Source organism: Winogradskyella sp. HaHa_3_26 (assembly GCF_019278425.1).
Taxonomy (GTDB): domain Bacteria; phylum Bacteroidota; class Bacteroidia; order Flavobacteriales; family Flavobacteriaceae; genus Winogradskyella; species Winogradskyella undariae.
The window spans coordinates 1,467,569-1,479,862 of sequence record NZ_CP058981.1 but is presented as its reverse complement, the minus strand read 5'-3'; the positions used below and the strand labels follow the sequence as shown (position 1 = coordinate 1,479,862).

Sequence of the window (12,294 nt, the reverse complement as noted above, 5' to 3'; positions counted from 1 at the left end):
TAAATTATATATGATAAACCCATTTGACGATACTTACTTTATGAAAAAAGCACTTCAGGAAGCTGAGGCTGCTTTTGAAAAAGGTGAAATACCTGTTGGCGCAATAATTGTTGTAGAAGATAGAATCATTGCAAGAACACATAATTTAACAGAATTACTCAATGATGTTACTGCGCATGCAGAAATGCAAGCCATTACGTCTGCTGCTAATTTTTTAGGAGGAAAATATTTGACTAACTGTAGGCTTTATGTCACTTTAGAACCTTGTCAAATGTGTGCAGGTGCATTGTATTGGAGTCAGATTTCTAAAATCGTCTATGGTGCTTCTGATACACAAAGAGGTTTTAAAACGATGGGGACACAATTACATCCTAAAACAGAGGTAGTTAGTGGAGTCTTAGCGGAGGAAGCTTCTGCTTTGATGAAACGTTTTTTTGTTGAAAAACGAAATTTAAATTAAGGCTTAAAAAAGACAAGAGATATGAAAGTGAAGTTTATAATATTAATAGCAATCAGTTTATTTAGTTGTAAGGCCAACCAAAATAATGATAAAATGGCAACTATTGAAACGGTGTTAATAGCAAAAGGAAATCTTCATGGTTCAGGATCTGAAGGATTTACTAAACAGAATATGATTATTGATAACCAAAGTGATTGGGAGTCTTTATTGTCTCAAATAAATACAGTTAATAATGTATCTGATCATTTTACAGAAACTAAAATTAATTTTTCTGAGTATACTGTTATTGCGGTATTTGATGATGTTAAGGGAAGTGGTGGACATAAAATAGACCTTGATGTTATAAAGACAAGCAAACAAGTATTGGTAACTGTCGATTTTGTTAGTCCGAGCGGAATGGCTACAACCGTAATGACACAACCTTACTATATAACTAAGATTCTTAAAACGGATTTACCAATTATATTTAAATAGATGTAGAGAACTTTTAGAATAAAAAAAGGCAAAAAAAAACGCCCAACCAAAGGCTGAGCGTTGAAACTTTAAGATATATACTTATAATACCTGCACATTTGCAGCTACTAAACCTTTTCTTCCTTCTTCTTCATCGTACTCTACATTGTCACCTTCGCGTAATTCTACGCCATTAAGGTTTGATACATGTACAAAGATGTCTTTTCCTGTTTCTTCGTTGGTAATGAATCCAAATCCTTTTGAATCATTAAAAAATTTAACTGTTCCAGTCATTATAATATAAATAAAAATTAAAGCACAAAGATAAATAAAAATTAAAACTCAATGTTATTAAATTGTTTAATTTTAAATTATAGCTTAATTATTTGGTTGCCTAAATGACAAATTATGATCTGTAATCTTTTTGGTTTTCTCGCATTTTATCAAGATTTTCTTTAGTTAACATATAATCTTGTACGTCTTTATCTTTCCATCTGTAGTATGAAAATAATGGAAAAACAACGAAAAATAATCCTAATACACCAAAGCCAATAAGTTTTTGATTGTACGCTACATCAAATACCAATCCACTAACAATACTGGTTAAAGAGGCTATAAAAGCAATAAAGGTTATTATTTTGATTGGTTTCATAGTTCTGAGTTAATCTTTTGAATAGAGGTGAATACTTAAATTTAATTTAAGATGTAATATTAATTAATTCACGTCTGTATGCGGTTAATAATTTTGATTTTGAAATAAACCCAACATACATTCCGTCTTTAATAACCGGTAAATTCCAAGCGTTACTATCTTGAAATTTCTTCATAATAACGGTCATCTTATCCTTGTCGATATTGATAATAGCTGGTGGTTTTTGCATCACTTCAATCGCTAAGACTTTATCATATAATTTCTGGTCAAACATTATAGATCTTATATCATCTAATAGAATTACTCCTTTTAAAGTTTTGTCTTTTTCATCTAAAACAGGAAAGATATTCCGATTGGATTTAACAACGGCATTATTAACAATTTCACCCAAGGTCATTTTAGTAGTTACACTTGTAAAGTTTGTTTCAATAACTTTATGGATGTCCATTAATGTTAAAATGGCATGATCTTTATCGTGGGTAATTAAGTCGCCTTTTCTACCTAATTCCATAGTGTAAACAGAATGTGGGGTGTAAAATCTTGTAATACCAAACGAAATCGCTGAGGTGATCATTAAAGGAATAAATAAATCATAGCCACCCGTTAATTCTGCAATTAAAAAAATAGCAGTTAATGGGGCTTGTAATACTCCAGCTAATAAACCAGCCATACCAACAAGGGTAAAGTTACTTTCAGAAACAGGCGAACTAAATAAGCCACAATGGTTAATTATTTTAGCGATACAGTTTCCCATTAAACTTCCCATAAATAGCGTAGGGGCAAAAATACCACCAACACCTCCGGCACCAAATGTTATGGCACTTGCAAAAATTTTAAAAAATACAAGTCCAGCTAAAAGAGCAATGACAACCCAAATGTTAGTAAGATCTAAATTGAAGAAGTTATTTTCTAGCGCTTTTTGAGGATTTCCTGCAATAAGGCTGTTCATTGTTTCGAATCCCTCTCCGTAAAGTGGTGGGATAAAAAACACTAAAACCCCAATGGCAAAACCACCAACAAGAAGTTTTTTTATGGGTGAGTTTAGTTTGTCAAAAAAATCTTGAACTTTCTCGTAAACCTGATTAAAATAGATAGAAACAAAAGCCGTACAAACCCCTAAGAAGGCATAAAATGGAACATCTGATATGATAAAATTATCTTCAATTCTAAAAGGAAGTAACACATCATCTCCAAAGAAAAAATAAGACGTGATAATAGCTGATAGTGATGCTAACAATAAAGGCAGCATAGAAACCATAGTTAAGTCTAAACTAAAGACTTCAATGGCAAAAATAATAGCAGCAATTGGCGCTTTAAAAATAGAAGACAATGCACCAGCAGCAGCACAACCAATAAGTAAAGTTTTGGTCTTCTGGTTCATTCTAAATAACCTAGAAATATTAGAGCTAATTGCTGCACCTGTTGCAACAGAAGGTCCTTCTAATCCTACAGATCCACCAAAACCAACGGTTAAAGGTGCTGTTAAAATAGACCCAAACATTTGAAATTTTCTTATAACGCCTTTACGTTTTGCTATGGCGTATAACGTGGAAGGGATACCATGGTTAACCTTGGCTCTTATGACATATTTTGATACTAAATAGACTAAAATAAATCCTATTAGAGGAAATAAAAAGTAAAAGGCATGATGGTAATACCTTACTAAATTTCCTTCTAATAAATGTTGAATAAAGTGTGTTAAGTTTTTAAGTATTACGGCTCCAATTCCAGAGGTAATACCAACAAGTACACTTAGGAAAAACACAAACTGTTTGTCAGAAATATGTTTAGTTCTCCATATTAGAATTTTTTTAAAGATGGGATGTTTTCTTGGCATGGTCTTAAAGCTAATAAAAAAATCCTGCACGGAGCAGGATTTAATATTTTTAAGCTTTTAAATTTAGTTTTAAACTTAGTTCTTCAAGTTGTTGATCGTCAATTGGTGCAGGTGCATCAATCATTACGTCGCGGCCTGAATTATTTTTTGGGAAAGCAATAAAATCGCGTATAGTTTCTTGTCCGCCTAAAATAGCAACAAGTCTATCTAAACCAAAAGCAAGTCCTCCGTGTGGTGGTGCTCCATATTCAAAGGCATCCATTAAGAAACCAAATTGTGCTTTAGCATCTTCTTCAGAAAACCCTAAATGTTTCAGCATAATAGCTTGTGTTTTCTTATCGTGAATTCTAATAGAACCTCCTCCTATTTCATTACCATTTAAAACTAAATCGTAAGCATTTGCTTTTACTTCTCCTGGTTTAGAATCTAACAATTCTATTTGCCCTGGTTTTGGTGATGTAAAAGGGTGGTGCATGGCATGGTAGTTACCCGTTTCTTCGTCTAGTTCTAATAAAGGGAAATCTATAACCCAAAGCGGTGCAAATACTTTAGGATCTCTTAAACCTAAGCGTGTTGCTAATTCCATACGTAAAGCACTTAATTGCGCTCTTACTTTATTAGTGTCTCCAGATAAAACACAAACTAAATCACCAGCTTTTGCTCCTGTGATTTCTGCCCATTTAGCTAAATCTTCTTGATTGTAAAATTTATCTACTGAAGATTTATAAGTTCCATCATCATTACAACGCGAATAGATCATACCTAAAGCTCCAACTTGTGGACGCTTTACCCAGTCTATTAATTTATCAATTTCTTTTCTTGTATAAGAATTTCCACCTGGTACAGCAATACCAACGACTAATTCGGCATTATTAAAAACACCAAATTCTTTATGTTGTGTAACTTCGTTAAGTTCTCCAAACTCCATTCCAAATCTAATATCTGGTTTGTCATTTCCGTATAAACGCATCGCATCGTCATAAAGCATTCTTGGGAATTTTTCAATTTCAACACCATTCACTTCTTTAAGTAAGTGACGTGTTAACCCTTCAAAAACATTTAAAATATCTTCTTGCTCTACAAATGCCATTTCACAATCTATTTGTGTGAATTCTGGCTGACGGTCTGCACGTAAATCTTCATCTCTAAAACACTTTACAATCTGAAAATATTTATCCATACCACCAACCATCAATAGTTGCTTGAAAGTTTGAGGCGATTGTGGAAGCGCGTAGAATTGTCCTTCATTCATACGAGAAGGCACAACAAAATCACGAGCACCTTCTGGTGTAGATTTTATTAAATAAGGTGTTTCTACTTCGATAAAACCATCGTTAGAAAGAAAGTTTCTTACCGCTTGCGTAACTTTTGCTCTAAAGATTAAGTTATTTTTTACAGGATTACGACGAATATCGATGTAACGGTATTTCATTCGTAAATCATCACCACCATCTGTTTTATCTTCAATAGTAAAAGGAGGTGTTAATGATGTGTTTAAAATGTTTAATTCTGAAACTAAAACTTCAATATCTCCTGTTGGGATATTTGGGTTTTTAGAAGCACGTTCTACAACTTTACCTTTCGCTTGGATAACGAATTCACGTCCTAATTTTGAAGCCTTTTCCATGATGTCTTTTGGAGTGCTTTTCTCATCAAAATAGAGTTGTGTAATTCCATAACGATCTCTAAGATCTAAATAGATCATAAAACCTTTATCTCTAACACCTTGAACCCATCCTGAAAGTGTAACTTCTGTATTGTTGTGTGATGTTCTTAATTCACCACAATTGTGACTTCTGTACATAATGAAATTTTAATTTTGTCCGTCCTTGCTAATGCAATTATGAATGCGGGTGCAAATTTAACTAAGTTTAATTATTATTAGATAAGGAAACAGGATTTTTCGTGATAAGAAGGTCGAATAATTTAAAGAATATATAAATGAACCTTTCATATTAAAAAATATAATCTAAAATTCAGTTTAAATGCTATAAGATGAAACCTTAACAAAATATAAACACGCTGTATAAAAGTCATTTTACGACTATTTATACAGCGTGTTTTTTTCTTAAAATAAGAATCTAGTTAGTTATCTATTTCAATTGGGTCAAAATCTTTAGCTTCATTTGCTCTTAAAGGTTCTGATGTTAATTTTAAGCGCAACCACATTTTAAATTTCACACTTAAGAAAAATAGAATTGGGACTAGAATTAAGGTTAAGAATGTAGCGACTAATAAACCATAAATAACCGTCCATGCTAATGGTCCCCAGAAAACAACGTTATCTCCACCCATGTAAATGTTAGGGTCTAAGTCTGAAAATAAAGTAAAGAAGTTGATATTTAAACCAATTGCTAATGGCACTAATCCTAAAATTGTAGTAATAGCAGTTAATAAAACAGGTCTTAAACGCGCTTTACCTGCTCTAACAATACTTTCAAATAAGTCTTCTGTTGTTAAGTAATCACTTTCAATAAGGTCTAATTCGTTTTTCTTTCTATCAATTAAAAGTTGCGCATAATCTAAAAGAACCACACCGTTATTTACTACAATTCCGGCGAGTGAAATAATACCCACCATGGTCATCATAATAACGAAAGCACTACCTGTAATAACGATACCGCCAAACACACCAATAAAACTTAAGAAAATCGCAATCATAATAATAGTTGGCTTAGAAATAGAGTTGAATTGAAAGATTAGGATAAAGAAAATTAACCCAAGACCTGTAAAAAATGCACCAACTAAGAAGGCCATTTGTTTGTTTTGTTCTTCAATTTGACCAGTGTAATCGATATGAATGTCTTTAGATAAACCTTCATAACTTTTCATTTCATTTTGAACTTGAGTCACAATAGCACCTGCGTCTGTAAATCCTGGTGATAATGCAGAATATACGGTAACCACACGTTTAGAGTCTATGTGTTTTATAGCACTAAAACTAGAAGTGTTTTTCTGCTTTGCTACAGTAGATAAAGGAACTTCCTTAATCTGACCTAAGTTATCTCTAAATGTAATGTTCTGATTAAAAAGAGCACTTTTATCATAACGATTAGCTTCGTTAAAACGCACATATATATCAAAATCATCGCCGTCTTCTTTAAAAATTCCGGCTTTAGAACCAAAGATGGAATTACGTAATTGATCTCCAATTTGCTTTGCCGTAATACCTAATTCACCTGCTTTTTTTCTGTCGATTTCAACTAACATTGAAGGCTTATCTTTATTAACGTCAATTTTTAGCTCATCAATCCCTGGGATGTTTTTAGCGTTAATAAACGTACGCATCTGTTCTGCAGTAGCAATTAATTCATTATAATCATCACCGATAATTTCAATATTAATAGGAGAACCCGCAGGTGGTCCGTTGGTGTCTTTTTCAACAGAAATTAAAACTCCAGGATAAATACCTACTAAGGCTTCTTGTACTTTTTGGCGTAAGATCTCACTATTTTCTCCACGTCTAAATTTATACTCGCGCATAGAGGCTGTAATCTTAGCTTTGTGTGGCATTTCTGCACCAGATCCCATATCTGTTTGTGGGTTGCCTGCACCTTCACCAACCTGAGAAACCGCACTTTCTACTAAGAAGTTTCTGTCTCCATCCATGTATTCATCTGAGTTAATAACAGCATCAATACGTTTTTCTATCTGAGCAGTAATAGCATTGGTTTTTTCAATAGCTGTACCTTGTGGATACTCTATGTAGACAATAATTTGGTTGGGTTTATTATCTGGAAAAAATTCAACTTTTGTACGTTGTGTCTTTAGTGAGATACCAAAGGCAACAAATGCTGCAATTAATAATAAGAATGTGCTAACACTTAATATCGTTGGTGACCAACCAGACAGTGCGTTACGTAATCTTATTTCGTACCAATTTTCGAATTTCACTAAAGCTTTATTCTGAAAATTATTAGCCATTCCTCTAACAATATAACGGTAAACCCATAGCATAACCGCTGTGAAAATCATAATGGTACCTAAACCTTTATAAGCACCACCAAATAATAGAATTAAGATTCCAAATAAAGCAATAATGATAGTGATTTTAATCAGTTGTTTTAACGGCATATCCTTGTCTTCCGTAGTCATGTAACGAGAGACTAATACTGAATTAAAAAAGATAGCTACAATTAAAGAAGAACCTAAAACAACAGATAATGTTATTGGTAATATCTTCATAAACTCACCCATAATACCAGGCCAAAGTCCTAAAGGAACAAAGGCTGCAACGGTTGTTGCTGTAGATATAATAATAGGATAGGCAATTTCTCCAATACCTTTCTTGGCAGCCTCAATGCGGCCCATACCTTCATCTTCCATTAAACGGAATACGTTTTCAACAACCACAATTCCGTTATCTACTAACATTCCGAGTCCCATAATAAGTCCAAATAATACCATAGTATTTAAACTATAGCCTATAAAACTTAAAATCATAAGAGACATAAACATAGACATTGGGATTGCGAAACCAACGAATAATGCATTTTTAAATCCTAAGAAGAACATTAAAACGGTAACAACTAAAATAACACCAAAGATGATGTTGTTTACCAAATCATCAACCTTACCAATGGTTACTGGGGATTGGTCATTGGTAATCGTTACCTCTAAATCTTTAGGGAATACATTGTCTATGGCATTTTGTACAATAGCTTGTGTTTGTTCTGCAGCAGCAACCATGTTTTTACCAGCACGTTTTTTAACGTCTAGCATTACTACAGGTTTTTCAGATTTTCTGGCAAAAGTGGTTTTGTCTTCTTCGTGAAATGAAACGGTGGCAACATCCTTTAAGTAGATAGGATTACCATTGTCTGATTTTACAACGAAGTCTTCAAGTTCAGAAGGATCTTCAATTTCACCAATAATTCTAATAGTACGTCTTTGTCCACTCGCTTTTAAGTTACCAGCAGATTGTGTTACGTTTCCATAACTAATAGCAGCAAGAATATCATTAAAAGTCACTTTAGAAGCCATCATTTTATAGATATCCACTTCTACTTCTACCTCTTTTTCTTGAGCCCCACGGATGTCTGCCTTCTTAATTTCTTGTAAATCTTCAATTTCTTCTTGAAGATATTCAGCATAATCCTTTAATTTTTCAATAGGGTAATCACCAGAAATATTAATGTTAAGAATAGGCATTTCTTCTGAAAGACTCAATTCAAAAACATTAGGTTCTACTTTTGCATCATTAAATGTTGGCCAATCTTCACTTGCGGTTTCAGAATCAATTTCATCTTTAACCTTTTGTTTGGCTTGTTCTACGGTAATGCTTTCGTCAAATTCTACAACGACCATAGAGTAATCTTCTTGTGATGTTGAGGTGATTTCTACAACATTACTTACCGTTTTTAGACGGTCTTCTACAGGGTTTGTAATTAACTTTTCAATATCTTCAGCAGTATTACCAGGATAAATAGTACTGACGTAAATTTTAGTCTCATTGACTTCTGGAAAAGCTTCTCTTGGCATGTCGAAAAAAGCTGAAATTCCTAAATAGAAAAATACAGCAATAAGCACATACATTGTGGTCTTATTGTTAATTGCCCAAGAAGACCAACTAAATTCTTTTTCGGTATTTTTTTTGTTTTCAGCCATTAGTTTTTAGTTTCATAATTAATAACTTCAACAGATTGTCCATCTCTTACACTACGTGCACCTTCTTGAATGATTTCTGCCCCAGAAGAAAGTCCTTGTATAATTTCAATAATGTCACCTTGCGTTTTTCCGGTTTTAATGATAATGCGCTCAGCGGTACCAATACCTTTTTCATTTTTATCGTTTACAACATAAACGTATTGTTCTCCTTCTGCATTTTCTGAAACAACACTTTGAGGAATTAATATCGCTTTTTCGCTAGTGTAGTCGTTGATTTTTAAACGTGCAGATAAATTAGGTTTAATAGCTTTGTCTTTGTTTGGAATTTCTACTTCAATCTTAAAAGTACGGTTTGAAGGATTAATGAAATCTCCAGCTTGACGAATTTTAGTTTCTATTGTTTGTCCTAAAACAGGAATGTTTACACTTACATTTTTTCCTTTAGTAACATTAGAAACATAACTTTCTGGAACTTCTGTTTCAATATACATATTGTCTAAATTTACAATACGCATTAATGGTGATTGACCAGCAGCGACAACACTTCCTTGCTCTGTAATGATATCGTCAATAGTACCAGAAAAAGGAGCTTTTACTGTTGTTTTTGCGATTTGCTGATACAATTGGTTTACAGCTTCTTGTTGCGATTCATAAGTAGATTTTGATTGTAAATATTGAATTTCACTTCCAATGTTTTGTTCCCAAAGTCTTTGTTGACGCTCGTAAGTCGTTTTAGCAAGTTCGGCTTGTATTTTTAATTGAGCCAATTGTTGACTTAATCCTCCGTCATCAATCTTAGCTAACGTTTGCCCTTTTGTAACTTTTTGTCCTTCCTTAACATATACATGGGTTAAAATACCGTTGTACTCAGGTGTTATGGTTAAAAGGTTTTTAGTAGTTACGTTACCTTGAAGTTCTAAAACGTGATTAAAAACTTCAGTTTTGGTTTTAAACGTTGTAATTAAAGGAACATTTTTAGTGGTATCAACTGTTTTTATTTTTTCATCTAAAAGCTTAATCTTATCGTTAATAGCCTGTTGTTCTCCAACAAGTTCGCCACGTTTTTCTCTTAAAGTTTTAAGATTACCATTTTCTATAAGGTATTCTACTGAGTTTTTCTTTTTCTCAGAACACGATACTGATAGCGCAGCAACGATTATTAATAGATATATATATTTCATTTTAATTAGGATTTTTAGTTATTGATTGGTGTATTTAAAACGGTTTCTAAAACAGCTTTAGAGTTAACAACATCTAGCATTGCTTGTAGTAATTCTTGTTGTGCTGCGTACAATTGAGTTTGGGCTTGTCTTAGTTCAAAACTAGAACCAATACCTTCAAAAAACTTAGTTTGATTTTTAGTTTCAATACGTTCTGCAAGCTCTAAATTCTCTTTTTTGTTGTCGTAATCTTCTATAGCGAATTGGTAATCGCTTTTAGCAGATGCAATTTCTAGTTTTATACGTTGTTCGGTTTCTGTAAGTTCCGTTTCTGCTTTTTCTAAATTAATTTGAGCACGTTGGGTAGAAGCATTTCGCATACCTGAGCTAAATATTGGAATATCTAAGCTTACACCAAATAAAGAAGATCCAAACCAATCTTGACTCTTTTTAGTGAAATTAAACTCATCACCATAACCAGAGTAACCACCATTTATAAAAGCATTTAAGGTTGGTAAGGCTTTACTTTTTTCTAACTTCAATAATAAAGATTTAGCTTCTGCATCATTAGATGCTATTAGGTAATCTATAGTACTCTCTGGGTTTTCTTCAATATCTAAAATATTAAGAGAGATATTATTTTCGGTTAATGTTTCTAAATTATCCGTTAAAGCTAATGTATCGTGAACGTCTAGCCCTAAAGTGAAATTAAGCATCTGGTAGGCTAATTTTTTTAATCTATTAGTATTACTTAAACTGCTCTTAACACCAGATAATGTAATTTTAAGTTGTTCTACACTTTCTTCTTCCTCTAAGCCATTTTCAAAAATCTTATTGGTTTCGTAAAGGTTTTTTTCTAAAACTTCTATGTTACGTTCTAAAATAGCAATGCTTTCTTCGGCTAAAAGAACATTACCGTAAGCATCTATAACAGCTTTTCTAACTTCTAAATCTGTTTTTACTTTAGCATTTTTAGATATTTCTAAATATACTTTAGCAGATTGTAATCCTACAATGTACGAACCATCAAATATTTTTTGAGATAAGGTAGCAAAAGCGGTTACACTTTGTTTTGTGCTAAAAACAACCTCTGCAAATTCCCCTTCTTGTCCTCCAAGAAATTCTGCAGGAATAACTGAAACTTGTTGTTTTAAATAATTTTGATAATCTACACTTCCGCTTATTTGTGGTAAGCCAGTAGCAGTAGTTTCCCACTTTTGTTGTTTTGCAGCATCAATATCACGTGTTGCATTTATGGAAGATCTATTGTTTTCCAAAGCATAGTCTATGGCTTCTTGAAGCGAAAGGCTAGAGGGTTGTTCTTGTGAAAACCCTGTTTGGAAAAGTATGAAAGTGACTATAATAGTAAGTGTTTTTTTCATTACTTAATTTTGATTGATGTTTAACTTTGTTAGTGTTTCTAATCCTTTTTGTGAGCAAATACCTCTTAAATGGTATTCTAAATAATTGTTCATTAACATGGTCATTGTAAAATTTTCACGAGGAAAAATATCCTGATCTTTTAATGATAACATGTTATTAAAGTAGAGTCTTGCAATAAAATTAATATCTATTGTTTCTCTATAAAGTCCTGCAGCAACTCCACGGTCTAAATTACGTGTCACGCAGCCTGTCATTTTTTGGTACTGTTTACCTTTTAAAGAAGCAAAAATCTTTGGGTAATATTTCTGAAGCTGATATTGTGGTGATGACTTTTCATCTTTTAGATGTGTCATTACAAACTTTTTTATTTCATAAATTTCTTCAATAGGATTTTTATCAAGTTCACAAATACAGTCTATGCCATAAGAAATGTTATTAAAAACATGCATTGCCGTAGCTTCTACTAATTTAGTTTTATTTTGAAAATGCTGATAAATCGTTTTTTTAGAAATTCCCATTTCATTAGCAATATCATCCATTGTTACACTCTTAAACCCTAGGTTTAAGAATAAATCAACAGATTTATGTATTATTTTGTCTTTCATTTTTAGTGTTTCCACGCTTGGAAATCTTATTTTTAATAAGGTGCAAAACTACAATAGGAAACTTTAAAAACCAAAAAAGTTTCCTAAGTTTAATGTTTTTTTTACCTATCGCATTATATCAGTCAATTTTTTCAAAC

Annotated in this window: 10 protein-coding genes; 2 read left to right on the top strand and 8 right to left on the bottom strand. The window is 32.6% G+C overall.

The window, feature by feature from the left end:
- The first annotated feature begins 10 nt into the window (after positions 1 to 10).
- Together H0I32_RS06400 and H0I32_RS06395 are read left to right on the top strand one after the other, a co-directional pair.
- The gene (locus H0I32_RS06400; protein ID WP_173588327.1) at positions 11 to 460 is read left to right on the top strand and encodes a nucleoside deaminase; all 450 of its coding nucleotides are present in this window, start codon (positions 11 to 13) and stop codon (positions 458 to 460) included.
- A 21-nt stretch (positions 461 to 481) separates the two neighbouring features.
- Positions 482 to 934: a protease complex subunit PrcB family protein gene (locus H0I32_RS06395; RefSeq protein WP_173588328.1), complete on the top strand. Its 453-nt coding sequence runs from the start codon at positions 482 to 484 to the stop codon at positions 932 to 934.
- 81 nt (positions 935 to 1,015) lie between these two features.
- Here H0I32_RS06395 and H0I32_RS06390 read toward each other — a convergent pair whose 3' ends face one another.
- From H0I32_RS06390 to H0I32_RS06355, 8 genes are all read right to left on the bottom strand, one after another.
- Complete coding sequence (locus tag H0I32_RS06390) at positions 1,016 to 1,207, bottom strand: cold-shock protein (RefSeq protein ID WP_092446448.1); 192 nt, start codon at positions 1,205 to 1,207, stop codon at positions 1,016 to 1,018.
- Positions 1,208 to 1,319: 112 nt separating this feature from the next.
- Complete coding sequence (locus H0I32_RS06385) at positions 1,320 to 1,565, bottom strand: hypothetical protein (RefSeq protein WP_173588329.1); 246 nt, start codon at positions 1,563 to 1,565, stop codon at positions 1,320 to 1,322.
- Between the two features lie 46 nt (positions 1,566 to 1,611).
- Positions 1,612 to 3,402, bottom strand: a complete 1,791-nt coding sequence (locus tag H0I32_RS06380; RefSeq protein ID WP_179312575.1) for a chloride channel protein — start codon at positions 3,400 to 3,402, stop codon at positions 1,612 to 1,614.
- A 49-nt stretch (positions 3,403 to 3,451) separates the two neighbouring features.
- Positions 3,452 to 5,206 (bottom strand): aspartate--tRNA ligase, encoded by a 1,755-nt coding sequence (gene aspS / locus H0I32_RS06375; RefSeq protein ID WP_179312577.1) that lies wholly within the window; start codon positions 5,204 to 5,206, stop codon positions 3,452 to 3,454.
- 281 nt (positions 5,207 to 5,487) lie between these two features.
- Complete coding sequence (locus H0I32_RS06370; RefSeq protein ID WP_179312579.1) at positions 5,488 to 9,009, bottom strand: efflux RND transporter permease subunit; 3,522 nt, start codon at positions 9,007 to 9,009, stop codon at positions 5,488 to 5,490.
- Positions 9,009 to 10,190 (bottom strand): efflux RND transporter periplasmic adaptor subunit, encoded by a 1,182-nt coding sequence (locus H0I32_RS06365; RefSeq protein WP_179312581.1) that lies wholly within the window; start codon positions 10,188 to 10,190, stop codon positions 9,009 to 9,011. The genes H0I32_RS06370 and H0I32_RS06365 overlap by 1 nt, the downstream gene beginning before the upstream one ends.
- 14 nt (positions 10,191 to 10,204) lie before the next feature.
- On the bottom strand, positions 10,205 to 11,551 hold the full coding sequence (locus H0I32_RS06360) for a TolC family protein (protein WP_179312583.1): 1,347 nt from the start codon (positions 11,549 to 11,551) through the stop codon (positions 10,205 to 10,207).
- A gap of 3 nt (positions 11,552 to 11,554) precedes the next feature.
- The gene (locus H0I32_RS06355) at positions 11,555 to 12,157 is read right to left on the bottom strand and encodes a TetR/AcrR family transcriptional regulator (RefSeq protein WP_179312585.1); all 603 of its coding nucleotides are present in this window, start codon (positions 12,155 to 12,157) and stop codon (positions 11,555 to 11,557) included.
- Positions 12,158 to 12,294: the final 137 nt, after the last annotated feature.

Excerpts from the sequence above, each read along its gene's own strand:
- H0I32_RS06355 (WP_179312585.1), bottom strand. The coding sequence starts at position 12,157 with ATGAAAGACAAAATAATACATAAATCTGTTGATTTATTCTTAAACCTA.
- H0I32_RS06395 (WP_173588328.1), top strand. The coding sequence starts at position 482 with ATGAAAGTGAAGTTTATAATATTAATAGCAATCAGTTTATTTAGTTGT.
- H0I32_RS06380 (WP_179312575.1), bottom strand. The coding sequence starts at position 3,402 with ATGCCAAGAAAACATCCCATCTTTAAAAAAATTCTAATATGGAGAACT.
- H0I32_RS06370 (WP_179312579.1), bottom strand. The coding sequence starts at position 9,009 with ATGGCTGAAAACAAAAAAAATACCGAAAAAGAATTTAGTTGGTCTTCT.
- H0I32_RS06365 (WP_179312581.1), bottom strand. The coding sequence starts at position 10,190 with ATGAAATATATATATCTATTAATAATCGTTGCTGCGCTATCAGTATCG.
- H0I32_RS06385 (WP_173588329.1), bottom strand. The coding sequence starts at position 1,565 with ATGAAACCAATCAAAATAATAACCTTTATTGCTTTTATAGCCTCTTTA.
- aspS (WP_179312577.1), bottom strand. The coding sequence starts at position 5,206 with ATGTACAGAAGTCACAATTGTGGTGAATTAAGAACATCACACAACAAT.
- H0I32_RS06360 (WP_179312583.1), bottom strand. The coding sequence starts at position 11,551 with ATGAAAAAAACACTTACTATTATAGTCACTTTCATACTTTTCCAAACA.
- H0I32_RS06400 (WP_173588327.1), top strand. The coding sequence starts at position 11 with ATGATAAACCCATTTGACGATACTTACTTTATGAAAAAAGCACTTCAG.
- H0I32_RS06390 (WP_092446448.1), bottom strand. The coding sequence starts at position 1,207 with ATGACTGGAACAGTTAAATTTTTTAATGATTCAAAAGGATTTGGATTC.